At 66.8% G+C, this 18,412-nt stretch carries 18 protein-coding genes; 8 read left to right on the plus strand and 10 right to left on the minus strand.

Annotation, left to right across the window (positions count from 1 at the left end):
- Window positions 1–945 (minus strand): NYN domain-containing protein (locus CF70_RS07100; protein WP_152561718.1); only part of this gene is annotated, 945 nt, incomplete at its 3' end.
- Window positions 946–1,272: 327 nt separating this feature from the next.
- Here CF70_RS07100 and CF70_RS07105 point away from each other — a divergent pair.
- Window positions 1,273–4,866, plus strand: a complete 3,594-nt coding sequence (locus tag CF70_RS07105) for an indolepyruvate ferredoxin oxidoreductase family protein (protein ID WP_035862427.1) — start codon at window positions 1,273–1,275, stop codon at window positions 4,864–4,866.
- A 351-nt stretch (window positions 4,867–5,217) separates the two neighbouring features.
- Here CF70_RS07105 and CF70_RS07110 read toward each other — a convergent pair whose 3' ends face one another.
- Window positions 5,218–5,928: a hypothetical protein gene (locus CF70_RS07110; protein WP_051648107.1), complete on the minus strand. Its 711-nt coding sequence runs from the start codon at window positions 5,926–5,928 to the stop codon at window positions 5,218–5,220.
- Between the two features lie 290 nt (window positions 5,929–6,218).
- Here CF70_RS07110 and CF70_RS07115 point away from each other — a divergent pair, with 290 nt between their 5' ends.
- Window positions 6,219–6,611 (plus strand): hypothetical protein, encoded by a 393-nt coding sequence (locus tag CF70_RS07115; protein WP_035862429.1) that lies wholly within the window; start codon window positions 6,219–6,221, stop codon window positions 6,609–6,611.
- Between the two features lie 129 nt (window positions 6,612–6,740).
- Here the strand turns inward: CF70_RS07115 and CF70_RS07120 are convergent, their stop codons facing one another.
- The 5 genes from CF70_RS07120 to CF70_RS07140 form a co-directional block, all read right to left on the minus strand.
- Window positions 6,741–7,175 carry a hypothetical protein gene (locus tag CF70_RS07120; protein WP_051648108.1) on the minus strand — a complete coding sequence of 145 codons (435 nt, stop codon included), beginning with the start codon at window positions 7,173–7,175 and terminating at the stop codon, window positions 6,741–6,743.
- A complete protein-coding gene (locus CF70_RS07125; protein ID WP_035862431.1) occupies window positions 7,172–7,765 on the minus strand; it encodes a DUF4166 domain-containing protein in 594 nt (197 codons plus the stop codon). The genes CF70_RS07120 and CF70_RS07125 overlap by 4 nt, the downstream gene beginning before the upstream one ends.
- Window positions 7,762–9,270 carry a TIGR01777 family oxidoreductase gene (locus CF70_RS07130; RefSeq protein ID WP_035862434.1) on the minus strand — a complete coding sequence of 503 codons (1,509 nt, stop codon included), beginning with the start codon at window positions 9,268–9,270 and terminating at the stop codon, window positions 7,762–7,764. Before CF70_RS07130 ends, CF70_RS07125 begins: the two co-directional genes overlap by 4 nt.
- A 92-nt stretch (window positions 9,271–9,362) precedes the next feature.
- The gene (locus tag CF70_RS07135; RefSeq protein WP_035862436.1) at window positions 9,363–9,911 is read right to left on the minus strand and encodes a GbsR/MarR family transcriptional regulator; all 549 of its coding nucleotides are present in this window, start codon (window positions 9,909–9,911) and stop codon (window positions 9,363–9,365) included.
- 64 nt (window positions 9,912–9,975) lie between these two features.
- Window positions 9,976–10,590 (minus strand): HD domain-containing protein, encoded by a 615-nt coding sequence (locus tag CF70_RS07140; protein ID WP_035862438.1) that lies wholly within the window; start codon window positions 10,588–10,590, stop codon window positions 9,976–9,978.
- Window positions 10,591–10,718: 128 nt separating this feature from the next.
- Between CF70_RS07140 and CF70_RS07145 the strand changes: the two genes are divergently transcribed.
- The 4 genes from CF70_RS07145 to CF70_RS07160 all read left to right on the plus strand — a co-directional run bounded on the left by CF70_RS07145 (window position 10,719) and on the right by CF70_RS07160 (window position 14,326).
- Window positions 10,719–11,138: a GNAT family acetyltransferase gene (locus CF70_RS07145; RefSeq protein ID WP_035862440.1), complete on the plus strand. Its 420-nt coding sequence runs from the start codon at window positions 10,719–10,721 to the stop codon at window positions 11,136–11,138.
- A gap of 15 nt (window positions 11,139–11,153) precedes the next feature.
- Window positions 11,154–11,564, plus strand: a complete 411-nt coding sequence (locus CF70_RS07150) for a VOC family protein (RefSeq protein ID WP_035862442.1) — start codon at window positions 11,154–11,156, stop codon at window positions 11,562–11,564.
- Between the two features lie 126 nt (window positions 11,565–11,690).
- Window positions 11,691–12,938 carry an MFS transporter gene (locus tag CF70_RS07155; RefSeq protein WP_035862444.1) on the plus strand — a complete coding sequence of 416 codons (1,248 nt, stop codon included), beginning with the start codon at window positions 11,691–11,693 and terminating at the stop codon, window positions 12,936–12,938.
- A gap of 155 nt (window positions 12,939–13,093) precedes the next feature.
- Complete coding sequence (locus CF70_RS07160; RefSeq protein ID WP_081862061.1) at window positions 13,094–14,326, plus strand: MFS transporter; 1,233 nt, start codon at window positions 13,094–13,096, stop codon at window positions 14,324–14,326.
- A 15-nt stretch (window positions 14,327–14,341) separates the two neighbouring features.
- On the opposite strand, the gene CF70_RS07165 is transcribed toward CF70_RS07160, so the two are convergent.
- Window positions 14,342–15,238, minus strand: coding sequence for a DODA-type extradiol aromatic ring-opening family dioxygenase (locus CF70_RS07165; RefSeq protein ID WP_035862446.1), 897 nt, complete (start codon window positions 15,236–15,238; stop codon window positions 14,342–14,344).
- A 420-nt stretch (window positions 15,239–15,658) separates the two neighbouring features.
- Here CF70_RS07165 and CF70_RS07170 point away from each other — a divergent pair, with 420 nt between their 5' ends.
- Complete coding sequence (locus CF70_RS07170; RefSeq protein ID WP_414629430.1) at window positions 15,659–15,898, plus strand: hypothetical protein; 240 nt, start codon at window positions 15,659–15,661, stop codon at window positions 15,896–15,898.
- A 57-nt stretch (window positions 15,899–15,955) separates the two neighbouring features.
- On the opposite strand, the gene CF70_RS07175 is transcribed toward CF70_RS07170, so the two are convergent.
- Window positions 15,956–16,282, minus strand: coding sequence for a YciI family protein (locus CF70_RS07175; protein ID WP_035862448.1), 327 nt, complete (start codon window positions 16,280–16,282; stop codon window positions 15,956–15,958).
- A 59-nt stretch (window positions 16,283–16,341) separates the two neighbouring features.
- A complete protein-coding gene (locus tag CF70_RS07180; protein ID WP_035862451.1) occupies window positions 16,342–17,328 on the minus strand; it encodes a quinone oxidoreductase family protein in 987 nt (328 codons plus the stop codon).
- A gap of 154 nt (window positions 17,329–17,482) precedes the next feature.
- On the opposite strand from CF70_RS07180, the gene CF70_RS07185 reads away from it, so the two are divergent.
- Window positions 17,483–18,340, plus strand: a complete 858-nt coding sequence (locus CF70_RS07185; protein ID WP_200876708.1) for a LysR family transcriptional regulator — start codon at window positions 17,483–17,485, stop codon at window positions 18,338–18,340.
- Window positions 18,341–18,412 lie beyond the last annotated feature (72 nt).

An 18,412-nucleotide genomic window follows, 5' to 3' on the forward strand; every position in this document is an offset into this window, starting at 1 on the left:
TTGGCGGTTCTCACCCTGGCGGTTCTCGCCCTGGCGGCTCTCGCCCTGGCGGCTCTCGCCCTGGCGGTTCTCACCCTGGCGGTTCTCGCCCTGACGGTTCTCGCCCTGACGGCTCTCGCCCTGACGGTTCTCACCCTGGCGGTCTTCACCTTGACGAGCCTCGCCCTCACCCGGCTTCGAACGGCGCTTCAGCCGCACCCACAGCGTCTTGTTGTTACCGCCGTTGCGAGTCTCGACTTCGAACAGGCCGGTGGCAGCCACCAGCTCGGAGAGCTTGCCGTAGCCATAGTTGCGCGAATCGAACTCGGGTGCCTGCTTGGCGATATGGTTGCCCATGCCGCCGAGCGTGGCCCAGCCCTCTTCGTCCGAAACCGCTTGCGAGGCGCTTTGCAGCAGGCGCACCAGGCGCGAATCCTGGCGCAGCTCACCGCTGTTGCGCTTGCGCGCGGGCGCGGCGGCACCGTCGGATTCCGTATCGGTGTCGGCATCGCTGTCGCTGCGCAGCACGTCGGCAAAAATAAACTTGTCGCAGGCCGTGACGAATGGCTTGGGCGTCTTGCGTTCGCCGAAGCCGTACACGGTCAGCCCCTGCTCGCGGATACGCGAGGCCAGGCGGGTGAAATCGCTGTCGCTGGAAACAATGCAGAAGCCGTCGAAGCGGCCTGTGTACAGCAGGTCCATCGCGTCGATGATCATCGCGCTGTCGGTGGCGTTCTTGCCTACCGTGTAGCGGAACTGCTGGATCGGCTGGATGGAGTGCGAGAGCAGGCGCTCCTTCCAGCCGGCAAGGTTGGGCTTGGTCCAGTCGCCGTAGATCCGCTTGACGGCGGCCACGCCGTACTTGGCGACTTCGGCCAGCAGGCCTTCGACGATGGCGGGCGCCGCATTGTCGGCGTCGATCAGCACAGCCAGGGTCGCAGTGCCCTGGCGGGAGGAAATAGTCATGTTGGGTCCTGGAGGCCGGTCGGCCTCGGATGGGGCGGGTTGCACCACGGCGTGATCCCTTGGGATATGACGCCCGGCTCGCATCTGCCCGTTTGTTGCGTAAACCTGTTTGCAACGCAGTGTACACGCGAAGCGTGTCCATACGGGAAACCACGCCCCGGGCAGCCGCACTTTTTGCTGCATCGCAAGGTGCCGCGCCCTCCGGCGCGGTGCTACCATGCGCCAAAGAGACACGGCCGTTTTCCGCCTTCACAAGAGGCGGCTCACGGTCGCCCACAACTGAAGTGAGTCGGCGATCCCGACTGCATGCCCCATAGAGGAGCACCTATGAATGCCCCACTGACCCCTCCGGTCAGCGACGCCATCCGCCGCGCGCTCGAAAACGTTTCCCTCGAAGATAAATACACGCTGGAACGCGGCCGCGTCTATATCAGCGGCACGCAGGCCCTGGTACGCCTGCCGATGTTGCAACGCGAGCGCGACCGCGCCGCCGGCCTGAACACCGCGGGCTTTATCTCCGGCTATCGCGGCTCGCCGCTGGGCGCGCTGGACCAGTCGCTGTGGAAGGCCAAGCAGCACCTCGCCGCGCACGACATCGTGTTCCAGGCGGGATTGAACGAGGATCTGGCCGCCACTTCCGTATGGGGCTCGCAGCAGGTCAATATGTACCCGGACGCCAGGTTCGAAGGCGTATTCGGCATGTGGTACGGCAAAGGTCCGGGCGTGGACCGCACCAGCGACGTCTTCAAGCACGCCAACTCCGCCGGCTCCTCGAAGCACGGCGGCGTGCTGGTGCTGGCGGGCGACGACCACGCGGCCAAATCGTCCACGCTGGCGCACCAGTCCGAGCACATCTTCAAGGCTTGCGGCTTGCCGGTGCTCTACCCCTCGAACGTGCAGGAATACCTCGACTACGGCCTGCACGCCTGGGCCATGAGCCGCTACTCCGGCCTGTGGGTGTCGATGAAGTGCGTGACCGATGTGGTGGAATCGTCCGCCTCGGTGGAACTGGATCCGCACCGCGTGGAAATCGTGCTGCCGGAGGATTTCATCCTGCCGCCGGGCGGCCTCAATATCCGCTGGCCCGATCCGCCGCTGGAACAGGAAGCGCGCCTGCTGGACTACAAGTGGTACGCCGGCCTGGCCTATGTGCGCGCCAACAAGATCGACCGCATCGAGATCGATTCGCCGCATGCCCGCTTCGGCATCATGACGGGCGGCAAGGCCTATCTCGACACGCGCCAGGCGCTGGCCAACCTGGGCCTGGACGACGAGACCTGCGCGCGCATCGGCATCCGCCTGTACAAGGTAGGCTGCGTGTGGCCGCTGGAAGCGCACGGCGCGCGCGCCTTTGCCGAAGGCCTGCAGGAAATCCTGGTGGTCGAGGAAAAGCGCCAGATCATGGAGTACGCGCTCAAGGAAGAGCTGTACAACTGGCGCGACGATGTGCGCCCCAAGGTCTACGGCAAGTTTGACGAAAAGGACAACGCGGGCGGCGAATGGTCGATCCCGCAGAGCAACTGGCTGCTGCCGGCGCACTATGAACTGTCGCCCGCCATCATCGCGCGCGCCATCGCCACCCGGCTCGAAAAGTTCGAACTGCCGTCGGACGTGCGCGCCCGCATTGCCGCGCGCATCGCGGTGATCGAGGCCAAGGAAAAGGCCATGGCCGTGCCGCGCGTGGCGGCCGAGCGCAAGCCCTGGTTCTGCTCGGGCTGCCCGCACAATACGTCGACCAACGTGCCCGAAGGCTCGCGCGCGCTGGCCGGCATCGGCTGCCATTACATGACGGTGTGGATGGACCGCAGCACCAGCACCTTCAGCCAGATGGGCGGCGAAGGCGTGGCATGGATCGGGCAGGCACCCTTCGCCGGCGACAAGCATGTGTTCGCCAACCTGGGCGACGGCACCTACTTCCACTCCGGACTGCTGGCGATCCGCGCATCCATCGCGGCGGGCGTCAACATCACCTACAAGATCCTCTACAACGACGCGGTGGCCATGACCGGCGGCCAGCCCGTCGACGGCAAGCTGTCTGTGCAGGACGTGGCCTTCCAGGTCGCGGCCGAAGGCGCGAAGAAGATCGTCGTCGTCACCGACGAGCCAGAGAAATACAGCGCCGCCATCAAGCTGCCGCAAGGCGTGGAAGTGCATCACCGCGACCAGCTCGACAGGATCCAGCGCGAACTGCGCGAGGTGCCCGGCGCCACCATCCTGATCTACGACCAGACCTGCGCCACCGAGAAGCGGCGCCGCCGCAAGCGCGGCACTTACCCCGATCCGGCAAAGCGGGCCTTCATCAACGACGCGGTCTGCGAAGGCTGTGGCGATTGCTCGGTGAAGTCCAACTGCCTGTCGGTGGAACCGCTGGAAACGGAGCTTGGCACCAAGCGCCAGATCAACCAGTCATCGTGCAACAAGGACTTCTCGTGCGTCAACGGCTTCTGCCCGAGCTTTGTCACGGCGGAAGGCGCGCAGGTGAAGAAGCCCGAGCGCCACGGCGTGTCGCTGGACAACCTTCCTGCATTGCCGGAGCCGGCGCTGCCTGGACTTGACCATCCCTTCGGCGTGCTGGTCACGGGCGTAGGCGGCACCGGCGTCGTCACCATCGGCGGCCTGCTCGGCATGGCGGCGCACCTGGAGAACAAGGGCGTGACCGTGCTCGACATGGCGGGCCTGGCGCAGAAAGGCGGTGCGGTGCTGTCGCACGTGCAGATCGCCGCGCATCCCGACCAGCTCCACGCCACCCGCATCGCCATGGGCGAGGCGGACCTGGTGATCGGCTGCGACGCCATCGTCAGCGCCATCGACGATGTCATCTCCAAGACCCAGGTCGGGCGCACGCGTGCCGTCATCAACACCGCGCAGACGCCCACCGCCGAGTTCATCAAGAACCCCAAGTGGCAGTTCCCCGGCCTGTCGGCGGAACAGGATGTGCGCAACGCGGTCGGCGAAGCTTGCGACTTCATCAACGCCAGCGGCCTGGCCGTGGCGCTGATCGGCGATGCCATCTTTACCAACCCGCTGGTGCTGGGCTACGCCTGGCAAAAGGGATGGCTGCCGCTATCGCTGGACGCACTGGTGCGGGCCATCGAACTCAACGGCACGGCGGTGGAAAAGAACAAGGCGGCATTCGACTGGGGCCGCCACATGGCGCACGACCCTGAGCATGTGCTGTCGCTCACCGGCAAACTGCGCAGCACCGCCGAAGGCGCCGAGGTAGTCAAGCTGCCCACCTCCTCCGGCGCCATGCTGGAAAAGCTGATCGCGCACCGCGCCGAACACCTGACTGCCTATCAGGATGCGGCATACGCGCAAACCTTCCGTGATGCGGTGAACCGTGTGCGCGCGGCGGAAAGCGCGCTGGTCGGCAACGGCAAGCCGTTGCCGCTGACCGAAGCGGCGGCACGCAATCTCGCCAAGCTGATGGCCTACAAGGACGAGTACGAAGTCGCGCGGCTTTATACCGACCCGGTCTTCCTCGACAAGCTGCGCAACCAGTTCGAAGGCGAGCCCGGTCGCGACTACCAGCTCAATTTCTGGCTGGCGCCACCGCTGATGGCCAAGCGCGATGAGAAGGGGCATCTGGTAAAGCGCCGCTTCGGCCCGTCCACGATGAAGCTCTTCGGCGTGCTCGCCAGGCTGAAAGGCCTGCGCGGCGGCGTGTTCGATGTGTTCGGCAAGACCGCCGAGCGCCGCACCGAACGTGCGCTGATCGGCGAGTATCGTGCGTTGCTGGAGGAGCTGACGCGTGGTTTGAGCACAGCCAATCACGCGACGGCGATCACGCTGGCCAGCCTGCCCGACGACATTCGCGGCTTCGGGCACGTCAAGGACGACAACCTGGCGAAGGTGCGTACGCGCTGGACGGCACTGCTTGAGCAGTTCCGGCATCCGGAGACGGCGCAGCAGGTGGCTTGAGTTTCAGGTTGAACGGAGCGCTGCCGCGATGGGGCGCTTCGGTTGCTGTCGGACCCCACATTTTTTGGAGATGTGGGGTCTTTTTGTTTCTGGCGTGGTTGCTGTTGTAGCCACTACCTGCTTCGCACGGCAAGATGGCACCACGTGTCTCGTTATGCGGAACTCAGTGACGCGCATACCGCAGCGCCTGAATCGCATCGGACGACTTCTTCGTCTGCTGACTGTCAAACTTGGCCCTTACTGGTGGGCGATGCCACTATCCTCTGGCATCGGCAGCCCAGTGAACCTCACCCTATGCGTAGGCATGTCTCCGCCGTTTGGAAACTCGATAACCGACCTGAAGCCAACCGTTCAGGCATTTGCCTTGCGATCCGGCTTGTCGAAGAAGACGTCGATGGGCACGAAGTGCCATTGCGCGGCTTCCGGGTCGTAGAGGGCAACCTGGTTGACTTGCGCGCCCACGGAGACCGTTCCCGGCATGCGCTGTATGGCCAGCGCCACGGCCTGATGCCGTTGCTGTTCCGTCCAGGTTTCCAGCAGGCAATGCGAATCCGCGTGCGCGAACAGCCCGGCGTGTTCGCGCAGGCGTTCGTACCTGGCAATGCCGCTCCGGTCGACCTCGAGATCGATGGCATCGCGCCGCGCTGGCGGGATCTCTTCGGTCTGCACCATGCAAACGCTGGCGAGCGCTCCTTTGCGGCGGACCACGATGCGGCCGTCGCTCGCAGCCCAGCCGCAGTGCAGGTTGATATGGAGCTTTCCTCCGCTATCCCGGATCAGCGTCCGGGGATCGAAAGCCGCCGCATGCACGACTTGATACGGCTTGCCTGGGCTAGACACGAACGCGGCGTTCAGCAGTGCGTCAAAGGGCGAGATATGGACGGCCAGTGCCGAGCCGGCATCGGCATTGCCCTCCTCCAGGAATTCGCATGAGGTGTTGCACCAGTCCGGCTGGCCCTCCCGTGGCGCGTAGTTGACCAGCACGAACAGGGCTGGCCGGGTATGCAGAACGTGCCCGCATGGGCGAAAGGGCGTGTTTGGGGGAGTATTGGGTAGCGTCATTTGAGTGCACCTCCTATGAGTGAAATTTGGAGTGCCTCAATCTTTACTCAATACGGCGCGAGCGTTGGTTGGGAAATTTCTGATTTTGCTCGGGGATTGAGCAAAGGCGGGACGACGAAGCGTCCGGCGTGCTTGAATTCAACAAGGCGCGGCATCGCCCTTTAGTGTCGGGGAAAGCATCCTGGATGCCGTCCGAGACGAGCTTTGTAGCGATGGACCGCGTGATGCGGCCAGCTTGACTGAAAGCAAGCCAAGCGATGTGGTAGAGCAGATAGCACTACTGGAGGCGCATGAAACCAGAATTCAGCCTGTTGCAGATGAGAGATGTTTGGATTGATGCCTACAAATATGGCGACATCGATCAGTTGGATTTCGTGCAGAGCGCCCATTTCATTGTGAAGCGAGGCGAGACGATCCTGACCAAGCAGCAACAACTTGGACACATACGTACACGCTTGGCTGCAAACGCATGGCGCGCTGACGAATTGAACGCGCACGATGAAACAAAAGACGTGATGGAGCACGCCGAGTGGGCAACGATCTCCGGCACCGGTTCAATGAGGCAGAACGGGAGGGTGCTCTCCCGATTCCGGTTTCTGGAACTCTGGCTGGTCAGTGACGGGCGATGGCAGGTCGCCGCATTGTGTTATGAGGATGCCGGCAACCGTGAGGCATCGAGCTAGCCTTGTTTCCCCACGCCGAACGCATGCCGCTATACGACTCGGCGCGGGAAACGCCTGCGTCAGCGTCTGCTAGCCGCCAGGCACGCCATGCACGATGGAAGGGGTAGAGACATTGCTGACGCAGCAATATCAGCCGTCCCGATGCTTCAACGCGAACAGCGTCATCCCCCAGAACGGCACCCACCAGATCAGGTCGCTGCACAGCACGAACAGGCCGCTGCGCCATTCGAAGACGCCAGTCAGCGCTCCGTGCAGGAAGCCCAGCGGCCCCAGCGTCTTGCCCACCAGGCCCACCACCACCAGCGGCCAGTAGCGCAGCATGTCCTGCGCCGCAATCCAGTAGCCCAGCGCGTAGACGCCAACCATCATGCCGATGCAGCGGATCATGGCGTCAGGCGTGGCCGGCATGCCCAGCCAGTCGAAGATCTGCGACGGCCACAGGCTCAGTGCAATGGCATAGAGCAGGTTATAGAGTGCTGCCAGCCGCAGTACGGCGGGCATCCACGCCGGTACGCGGGGCAGGCTGACGGACGCATTGCGCCCGACAGTTGGATGGGACTTCATTCCACATTCTCCAGGTCAGTATCAGGTTCAGGTTCGCGGATGGCGAGCACGCCGTCGTAGCGCAGCAGGTAGCCCAGGCGCGGCGCCCATATGCGCACGTCGCAGCGATAACGGTCCGCATCCAGTGCGCGTTCGCTGGCCAGCACGTGCAGCCACGGCACGGTCAGGCCGAACAGGCTGACGCCGCGGCTGGCCTGCCGCAGCCGCCCGGCGCTGTCGACACGCGTCGCCAGCACGATGGCCAGCGGCCCCATGCGTTCCGTCACCTGCCCGGCCCGCGCGAGCCGCATACGGCTCGCCACGATGTGCCCGCCGATGCTGCGGTGCCAGCGCTCCCCGGCGGGCTCCGGCGAGATGCTCACAAGGCACGCCGCCGCCGCCGCGGGCCGGGGCAGCGCCGACAGCCGCATCAACGCGCGCAGCCAGCGCCGCGCGCTCCAGCGCACTCTCAGCGTGCCGCGCAGGTGCACGCCCTCGGCACGATGCACGTGCTGCAGCACCGGCGGCAGGCTGGCAAGGGCGGCACCCAGCATGGTCTCGTACAGGCTTTGAGGACTAGCGTCCGTGCCATGCGCGGCGAGCGTGTTCATCCACGTGCCCGCCCGTTTCCGAGCAGGTCCTCCAGCGCCAGCTGCAAGGTCGGGAAGCGGAAGGCATAGCCTTCCTGCTGCAGGCGCGCCGGCGCCGCGCGCAGCCCGTCGAGCAACAGCGTGGCCTGCTCGCCCAGCGCGAGACGCATGGGCCAGGCCGGCGTCGGCATCCAGGCCGGACGGTGCAGCACAGCCGCGGCCGTGCGAACCAGGCCGACCTGCGTGGGAGTCTCCGGTGCCACCAGGTTGTAGATGGCGACGGCGCCCTCGCTTGCCGGCGCCGCTCCACGGCATAGCCACGCGATCACGCCAAGCACGTCGTCGATGTGGACCCAGCTCTGCGCCTGGCGGCCGCTGCCCATCGGGCCGCCGAAGCCCAGCCGCACCGGCATCATCATGGCCGGCAGCGCGCCCTGGTGGCCATAGACCACACCCAGGCGCAGGATGGCCAGCGGAATGCCGAGCCCGGCCACGGCCTGCGCTGCCTGCTCCCATTCCCGGCACAGTTGCGAGGCGAAGATATCCTGCGGCGCGCTGGCTTCGGTACGCTCGCGCAAATCGTCATCGGCCTGGATGCCGTAGTAGCCCACCGCCGATCCGTTGATCAGCAGACGCGGCCGGTGCGTGGCCGACGCGAGCCAGGCAGTCAGCGCGCGGGTGGTGCCCACGCGGCTCTCCACCAGGCTGCGCTTGCGCGCGGCGCTCCAGCGCGAGCCCAGGATAGGTGCGCCGGCGAGGTTCACCACGACATCGAAGCGCGTGGCGGGATCGAGTTCCGCGAGGGCGCCGACGCACGCCGCGCGGCCATCGAACAGCTGCGATGCCACGCGCGGGTTGCGCGCCCAGATCGTGACGCGGTGCCCGTCCGCCAGCAGTGCCCGCACCAGCGCCTGGCCGATGAAACCGGTGCCGCCGGTCAGCAGGAAGGATTGCGCGCGCCGCGCGGTAGCGGCCCCGGCAAAATCGAACGCCGGCACCGTGCCGGCACGGCCGGCAAGCGCGCGGCTCGCCAGCGCATCGCGCACCCCGGACGCCGCCACGCCCAGCGCGAACACGCTCAGCACCCAGCTTTGCCAGCCTTGCGGATTGAAATGCAGGCCGGCCGGCAATTGCCACCATGATTGCGAATGCCACGCCAGCAGGCCGAAGATCACGCCACCGTTGATGGCCAGCACGGTGTGCGTCACCCGCTCGCTCGGCGGCAGGCTGCGGGTCTGGTCCTCCACCACGAAATCGCGCAGCGTCAGCAGGATCTCGATGGCGATGATGCCCCACAGGGGAACCAGCCATGCGCCACCCCACGCAAACCACGCCAGGCCGGCGAACAGCACGCCGTACAGCACCGCCCGGATCGCATGCAGGCGCAGCTCCGGCGCGGCGTTGTGCTGCTGCGGCAGTGCGCAGCGCAGCTCGTGGTGCCAGACGGTATCGAAGGCGCCCATCAATCCCTGCACGATCAGCAGGTTGAGGATGACGGTATGGAGCGTGTCGCTGGCCGGGTCCATCTCAAGCATCCTTAATTACATTAATTTCTGTTAAAAGAGAAATATTAAGTCAAAAAAAAGGCCACCATGGCGGCCGGTTCTTCATGCCTGTGCTATTTGCCAGCTTCGCGGGCGCGCTGGTCGCCACGCACCAGCTTCTGGATGCGCGCGCCCAGTTTCATTACCTTGACCAGTGTGTCGGGCGAGAGCCGCAGCATCTCGTCGCCCCAGCTGCCCAGCGTTTCCATCAGTTGCAGCGTGGCGATGATGCGCTTCTGCACTTCCTTGCTCTCCCTGGCGAAGGCGGGATTGTTCACGCATTCGTGCAAGGCATCGATGGTGGGATCGAACTCGCGCTGCTTGCGCTCGCGCACCACGGTGCGGAACAGGTCCCACACGTCGGTGACGGTCTCGAAGTGATCGCGCCGGTCGCCCATCATGTGCACGGTGCGGATCAGCTTCCAGTTCTGCAGTTCTTTCAGGCTGTTGCTGACGTTGGAGCGCGCGACGTTCAGCGTGTCGGCGATTTCCTCGGCCGGCAGCGGGTGCTCGGCAAGGAATAGCAGGGCGTGAATCTGCGCGACGGTGCGATTGACGCCCCACTTCGAGCCCATTTCGCCCCAGTGCAGGACGAATCGTTGTGCGACCGGTTGAAGTTCCATGCCTGACAGTTTATCCGTTCGGAAATTTCCGTCAAGACAGAAATCCAATTTCAGGCAAGCAGGCTCAGCCCGGCTGCGCCAGCGTGCTTTCGTTTTCCTTCACGTACATCGAGTTGCGCGGACGCGCGAACACCCGCCGCACCATCGGCTCGAAGAAGGACAGCGGCAGCGTGTCGTAGTCCCGCATGAAAGCCGCGCCGTCGTACTTGGCGCAGAACTCGGCGGTGCGTTCGAACAGTTCGGGCTGGCTGCGGAATTGCTCGCGCAGGTTACGGTCGAGACCGAGGTGGTGAAAGAAGTAGTAGCCCTGGAACACGCCGTGCTTCTCGACCATCCAGAGGTTTTCCGGGCTGACGAAAGGCTTGAGGATGGCGGCGGCGATGTCGGGATGGTTGAACGTGCCAAGCGTATCGCCGATATCGTGCAACAGCGCGCACACCACGTACTCTTCGTCGCGCCCGTCGCGGTGGGCCAGCGTGGCGGTCTGCAGGCAGTGGGTCAGGCGGTCGATGGGGAAGCCACCGTAATCGCCGTCGAGCAGCTTGAGGTGATCGAGCACGCGGTCGGCCAGCGCCTGCGCGAACGGCATGAACTCCGCGGATATCGCGGCCCAGTCCTCGCGCGTGCCTTGCTCCATGTGGCTGAAGGTGGCACGGGCGTGCGCAGTCGTTTTGCTCATTGTGGGGTCTCCGTGCAGGGTGATCCTGCTTGTTTTGATGATGATGAGCAACGATTCTGGCACAGGTTTCGCGGCTACACTGTCAAGGACTTAACAATGCAGCCGTGTGCCGCGGCGCATCAATCCGCATGCAGATCCGCCCTTACCTGGCTGCCGACGAAGCCGCCATCATCGACCTGTGGCAAACCTGCGGCCTGACCCGCCCGTGGAACGACCCGAAAAAGGACATCGCCCGCAAGCTGACTGAACAGCCGGAGCTGTTCCTGGTCGGGGAAGTGGATGGCCAGCCGGTGGCATCGGCCATGGTCGGCTTCGACGGCCATCGCGGCTGGGTCTACTACCTTGCCGTGCATCCCGGCCACCAGCGCCGCGATCATGGCCGCCGCCTGATGGCGCATGCCGAGCAGTTGCTGATCGAGCGCGGCTGCCCCAAGATCAACCTGCTGGTACGCACCGGCAACAGCAGGGTCATCGACTTCTACCGCAGCCTCGGGTACGCGCAGGACGACGCGGTCAGCCTGGGCAAGCGGCTGATTCCGGATATCTGAACGAGGTCAAGCGCCATGTTCCACATCCTCGGCATCGATCACCTGGTCCTGCGCACCGGCAACGTGACGGCGCTGATGCGCTTCTACGTGGACGTGCTTGGCTGCAGCCTGGAACGCGTGCAGCCGGACTTCGGCCTGATCCAGTTGCGCGCCGGCGGCGGCCTGATCGACCTGGTCGCGCTGGACGGCCCGCTCGGCCGCGTGGGCGGCGCCGGCCCGGGCAAGGAAGGCCGGAACCTCGACCACTTCTGCCTGCGCCTCGCCCCCTTCGACGCGGATGCGCTTGGCGCCCACCTGCGCGCGCACGGGGTGGAGCCGGGGCCGGTGGAGATGCGTTTCGGCGCCGAGGGCAAAGGCCCGTCGATCTACGTGCAGGATCCCGATGGCAATGTCGTGGAGCTGAAAGGACCGCCCGCAAATATGTGACGCAACGTGGGCATTCCGCCTGGATGCCCGCTACAATTCCCGCTTGGCCCTCGCCGCCACTCGCGCCATCCGCCCCCCTCCACGGCGGTCCCCGGCGTGGCGGCAACGACCGCGTCCAGGCGCGCAATGACAAGACACGAAGCTTCTCCCGGCAGGCCACCCATCTCGCCACGTCAGCTGGTCTGGACCCTCGGCATCACCGAGACCATTTCCTGGGGCACGCTGTTTTTCGCCTTCACTGTCTTTATCGCCCCGATGAGCGCGACACTGGGCTACTCCAAGCCCTTCCTCGCCGGCGGCTATTCGCTGGGCCTGCTGGTCTGGGCCATGTGCTCGTTTGCCGTGGGCCGGCTGCTTGACCGCGTGCAGGCGCGCATCGTGATGTGCGCGGGATCGGTGCTGGCGGGCTGCGGTTTGCTGCTGTGGGCGTGGAGCCCGAACCAGGCGGCCTTCCTGCTGATGTGGATACCGCTCGGGCTGGCCATGGCGACCACCCTGTACGAGCCCGCCTTCGTGGTGCTGCGCCAGGCCTTTGGCGACGGCTACCAGAAGTCCATCGTCACCGTCACGCTGATGGCCGGCTTTGCCAGCACCATCTTCGTGCCGCTGGCGCAATGGCTGGTGCTGCACCTGGGCTGGCGCGAGACGCTGCTGTGCTTCGCCGGGCTCAACCTGCTGGTCTGCGCGCCCTTGCATGCGCGCCTGCGCTACGTGGCGCATGCCTCCTATGCCGCCGCCCCGGCGCCGGCTCCGCTGGAGAACGCGGCGCAGCCCGGTATTGCGCGAATGGCCTTGCGCCAGCCGGTGTTCTGGGCCGTGGTGCTGGCCTTCACCGCGCTGTCGGTGATCAATTCGCTGCTTGGCGCCCACCTGATCCCGATGCTGACCGAAAAGGGCCTGCCGCTGGGCGAACAACTGGTGGTGGCGGCACTGATCGGACCAGCCCAGGTGGTCGGCCGCCTGGTGATGATGCGCTTCCCGGTGCGCCACCCGCTACGGCTGTCGCTGCCGGTGTACGTGGTAATGAGCGTGGGGCTGCTGTGCTTTGCCCTCGGCTACGGCAAGTGGCTGATGCTGGCCGCCGTGCTCTACGGCTGCGCCAACGGCGTCAACACCATGCTGCGCGCCATGGCCATGCCGGAGCTGATCTCGCGCCACCATTACGCCACGCTCAACGGGCTGATGATGACGCCGGTGCTGCTGATGCAGGCCGCCGCCCCCTGGCTGGGCGCGTTGCTGTGGAGCGCCGCGGGCGGCTACTGGCTGATGCTGTGGGTGATGGTGGCGCTGGCGCTGATGGCGCTGGCTGCCTTCGGGTTCGCGCTGCACCGGCGCGGCCTGCTGCGTACATCCAGCCACCCGGCGGCGGCCTAGGGGCGTAGCGGCGGGCATCGGGCCTTGACGGTACGGTCATGCGCCCGACGCACCGATATGCGACGATGTGCGACGATGCGGGGCCCGACTACCCTGCAGCGCCCGCCAGGGCACCTCGGCGCCACCGCGCGTGGCCGGAGATGCCCGCCGCATCCATGCCCGATTCCACTTCCAGCAATCTGACCCTGCCGCCTTCGCCCCCCTCCGCCGCTCCGGCCATTGCCCCTGTCGGCGCGCGCCGCGTGGAGCACGCCGCGCGCGCCACCATGGCGCTGTTTTTCGTCAACGGCGCCACCTTCGCCACCTGGGGCGTGCATATCCCCACCATCAAGGCCCGCTTCGGACTGTCGGATGCCGTGCTGTCCCTGGCCATGCTGGCGGTGGCCGGGGGTGCCATCGCTGCGATGGGGCCGGTGGGGCGCTGGGTGGCGCGCGTGGGCAGCGCCAGCGCCTGCCGGCGCAGCGGCCTGGTCTATGCGATCGCCACCGCCGCCATTCTCGCCATGCCGCAACTTGCCTTGCTGATCCCGGCGCTGATTGCCTTCGGCATGGCCAACGCAGCCTTCGACGTGGGCATGAACGCGCAGGCCGCCACAGTGGAGGCCAGCCGCGCGCGGCCCGTCATGTCGGCGCTGCACGGCATGTTCAGCCTGGGCGGCATGGCAGGCGCGGCCGTTGGCGGCGTACTGCTGGGCCTGGGCGTGCCGCCGCTGGCGCACGCCATCGGCATGGCGGCGCTGACGGCGGCGGTTACCGCCGGCGTGGCACCGTGGCTGCTGGACGACCATCCGGTACCGTCGCCCTGCGCGCACCACCGCGCGCATGCGGTGCGCGCGCTCTGGCTGCTGGGCCTGATGGCCTTCCTGGGGCTGGTTGGCGAAGGGGCGATGTACGACTGGTCCAGCGTCTTTATGCGTGAAGTGGCACAGGCGCCCGACGCCTGGACCAGCGCCGGCTATGCCGCCTTTTCCGGCGGCATGGCTTGCGGCCGGTTTGGCGGCGACCGCCTGCGCGCGCGCTGGTCGGACGCGCGCACGCTCGGAGGCAGCGCCTGGGTGGCATTCATAGGCATCATGCTGGCGCTGCTGTGGCCCGTGCCGGTGGCGACCCTGGCCGGCTTTGCGCTGATGGGCCTGGGCGCGGCCAACATGGTGCCGATCTTCTTCGTGGCCGCGTCGCGGCTGCCGGGCGTGGCGCCGGCCGAGGCGATCGCGCGCGTGGCACGCTTTGCGTATATCGGCTTGCTGCTGGGGCCGGTGATGATCGGTGGCGTGGCCCACGCGAGCAGTCTGCAATATGGGCTGGGCGTGGTCGCCCTCACCATGGGCTGGATCGCCCTGGCGGGAGCCCGGCTGGCGCGCCCCTACCTGTCCGCCCGCAAAGGGTAGCGGCGCCCCGCAGGCTCAGGCCGCCGCGCTGGTCAAAGCGCTCTGTTCCGCGCCCACGCCCTCGAACATGAAGGTATCCATCGCCAGCACGCCGTAGGTCACATCGTCGGCCACCCGTGCGACACCCGCCGGTAGCGTCTTCTGCGCCGGCAAGCCGTCATGCGGCCCCAGCGCCGCGCCAAGCGCCACGAAGAACGGCAGCAAGTGCTCGTCGGTGGGATGCGCGCGGCGGGCGTACGGCGCCTGCGCGCGATAGTCCGCAATGCGCGTGGTGTCGCCGCTGGCGAGCGCCTCGTCCAGCGCCTCGATCATCCAGCCGCGGAAAGACTCCACATAGGGCTCGACGGGCGAGCCGTGCTGCTCTCGCCGGCCCCCGGTGCCGAAGACTTCCTGCAGGTTGTGGGTGAAGCTGCCCGAGCCCAGCACCAGCACACCTTCGTCGCGCAGGGGCGCAAGCGCACGCCCGATCCCGATCTGGGCCGCCGGCGGGAGATACGGATTCAATGCCAGTTGCACCACGGGAATATCGGCATCCGGGAAGAAGTGCCGCATCGGCATCCACGCGCCATGGTCCAGCGGCCGCTCGTCGTCCTGCAGCACCACCGCCGCGCCGGGAACGTGCGCGGCCTCCACCAGCGCCTTGACGCGGTCGGCCAGCGCCGGGGAGCCGGGGGCGTCGTAGCGCAGTTCGTAGAGCGCGCGCGGGAAGCCGCCGAAATCGTGCCAGGCCTCCTGCCGCTGCCGGGTGCCGACCACCAGCGTGCTGTAGATCCAGTGCGCCGAGACGATCAGCACCGCGCGCGGCTTGCGCTGGCGCAGCACTTCGCCGAGGGCGTCGAACGCGGCGCCGCTGCGGCCCGGCTCAAGCGCGAGCATGGGGGAACCGTGTGAGATGTAGATGGCGGGGAGCATGATGTCGGCTCTCAATTCCTTTGGATAACGGTATTGAGTGTGACAAAACTTGCCGCCACTGGCGGTAGGCGTTTGCGGATACCTCCATCAAAAAACTTGAAGCGAATTCGCTGCACCGCACCCGCCCGCCGCATTGCACCGCAACCCTGCCGCCGCCGGGTGTGGGGTGGCCCACACAACGCTTTAAAGATTCAGACACACTGTGGGCAATCGGCTTATGATTCCAACACGAGGCGCTGTCCCGCTGCGCGATGCAAGTCGCTATCCGCGCGAGCCGGGGCCAAACCCCGCAACAAATGGATACGACGCGCCACGAAGCGCGTCAGGCTGGAGAACACCGTGGTCAAGCGCACAGCCCACAGGCCCTGGCTGCCCCATGCAAACTGGTGGCAGCCAGGCGTGTATGCAAGTGGACCGGCTGTGCTCCTCTGGATCGCAGCCCGCCTGCCGGCCACCTGGCTGGCCGACCTGTTCAATGCACCAGGCGCGGCCGTGCTGCTCAACCATTGCGGCGATACGGTTTTCGTGGCTGGCTGGATAGCCAGTGCGCTGTGGCTCTGGCTCACGCGAAACCGTCCGGAACCAGACGCCGCGCAACAGCAACCCAATGTGGACAGGCCAGCCAAAGCCGGCAGGCCACCGCGGCGGCACGTCAGCTAGCGCCCCTTCCCTCCGCCACGCGGCGCGGGCCTTTGACGCGGTCCGCGCCTCGGCACCTTAGTTCTCCACGGCCCGTTCCACCACTGCCGCGTCCGGCGCCCATGCCGCCGGCGCGTCGCCCGCTCGCAGTCCGGGCGCCCAGGCAATCGTCTCGTAGTCGGCCAGGCCTTCCCGATGGAAGGGGTCTTCGGCCAGCCAGCCCGCCACCTCCTCGCGGCTTGTCCCGCGTGCCAGGATGGCGCCGCCCACGCGCGGCTCCTGCCGGCCCGAGAGCAGGAAATGGCCGGCAGCATAGTGGCGGTGAAGGAAGTCGCGGTGTGCCGCCAGATGGCGGTCGAGTTCTTCCAGGGGCGCGCGGTAGCGCAACAAGATCAGGTACAGCATGGAACGCTCCAAAGGTTGTCCAATCCCGGCCAGGCTTGGCGATGGCAATGCGGCGCCGCTCATGGCAGCAGTAACAGGGAGCCGGAAGTCTCGCCGGCTTCGAGCCGGCGATGCGCCTCGGCGGCCTCGGCCAGTGGCAGGCGCGCGCCGATCTCTACTTTCAGGCCGGCCTCCAGCCGCGTGAGCGTGGCCTGGGCGCCTTCGCGGTAGTGCGCGAGATCGGCCATGAAGCGGAACACGCCCGGCCGGGACAGCGCAATCGACCTGGCCGGCCCCAGCGCTGCCAGGTCCAGCGGCCCGCTGTCGCCTCCGGCCTGACCGATGCTGGCCACCATGCCGTAAGGCCGTACCGCTGCCAGGGTGCGCACCAGCGTGTCGGCGCCGATGCCATCGATGGCGAAGTCCACCCCGTCACCGCCACCGAATTCGCGCGCGGCGGCAACGAAATCCGCCTCACGATAACGCACCGCGCGCTCCAGGCCGTGCGCCAGCGCCAGCGCCGCTTTGGCCTCGCTGCCGACGGTGCCGATCACGCGCGCGCCCAGCGCACGCGCCCACTGCACCAGCACCAGGCCCAGACCACCCGCCGCCGCGTGCACCAGCACGCTGTCGCCAGCGCGCAGCGGGCGCACCCGGCTATAGAGCATGTGCGCCGTCATACCGCGCAGCAGGGCGCCCGCGGCGGCTTCATCCGGCACGCTCTCGGGCAACGCCACGGCGCGCTCGGCCGGCAAGTTGCGCACGCGGGCATAGGCGCCCGCCGGAGGGCCGGCATAGGCCACTCGCTGGCCTTCCGACAGGCCGCTGACGCCAGGCCCCACCGATTCCACGATGCCCGCGCCCTCCACGCCCAGCGTGGCGGGGAGAGCCGGCAAGGGATAGAGGCCGGTGCGATGGTAGACATCGACGAAGTTCACCCCGATGGCGGTATGGATCAGCCGGATTTCGCCCGGGCCGGGCGCAGGGACGGGTACGGTTTCCAGGCGCAATGCTTCAGGCCCACCGGGGGCATGCAGGCGCACTTGAAGTGAAGGGATGGCAGTCATGGCGGACTCCGCGAGATGGCGTATCGAATCGTTGAGATTGCAGGAAACGTCGAAAAGTCGACTCGCATCACGATAGCCCGGTGCAAAATAGATCGGAACTCCCAAACCATTCGCATTTATTGTGCAAAATTCGACAGAACAAGGCGGCCTTCCCCTGGACTGGGACGACGTGCGGTACTTCCTCGCGCTGGCCCGTCAGCGCAGCCTGTCCGGCGCGGCCAGAGTGCTTCACGTGGAACACTCTACGGTAGCGCGACGGGTGCAGGGCCTTGAAACCAGGCTGGGCGTGCGGTTGTTCGACCGGCTGCCGCGCAGCTGGCCGCTAACCGCCGAAGGCGAGGCCTTGCTCGCCCACGCGAGCCGGATGGAGGAGGAGGCGCTTGCCTTTGGCCGGGCCGCACTGGGCGCCAGCACGCTGGAGGGCACTGTCAGGCTATCGGTACCCCCCGTTTTCGGGAGCCATTTCCTGGTCCCCCGCCTGGCCGCGCTGCGCCCGCAGTGGCAAGGGATCGTGCTTGACCTGACGGGCGAAGCGCGCGCCGCCGATCTCCATCGCGGCGAGGCTGACCTGGCCGTGCGGCTGTCGCGGCCGCAGCAGCCCGGGCTGGCGGCGCGCAAGCTGGGGGAAATGGGCTACGGCCTTTATGGCAGCCACGGCTGGGTCGGGCTGCCCCAGGATGCCTGGGTTTTCCTTGGTTACGGCGAATCCTTGCGCGAGGTACCGCAGCAGCGCTGGCTGGAACGCCTGGCCGGCGAGCGGCCCTTCGTGATGCACGCCAACGATCTCGCCACCCTGCACCAAGGCTGCCGCGCCGGGCTGGGTCTGGCCGTACTGCCGCATTTCCTGGCGCGCGACGACCCTGCCCTGTTCGGCATGATGCCGCCGGATACGGCCCTGCGGCGTGATATCTGGCTGGCGGTACACCCTGACGTGCGACGCTCGCCGCGCGTGCGGGCCGTGGCCGAGGCGCTGGCCAGGGCGGTACAGGAAGCGTCCGGCAGCCTGATCTGACCGCTTCCCGGAACAAGGCGGTGCATCCGCCGCCACCCGCAAGGGCGCGGCACAGGCTGGACACAAAGAACA

It is taken from the genome of Cupriavidus sp. SK-3, from assembly GCF_000611145.1.
In the GTDB taxonomy this organism is placed as follows: Bacteria; Pseudomonadota; Gammaproteobacteria; order Burkholderiales; family Burkholderiaceae; genus Cupriavidus.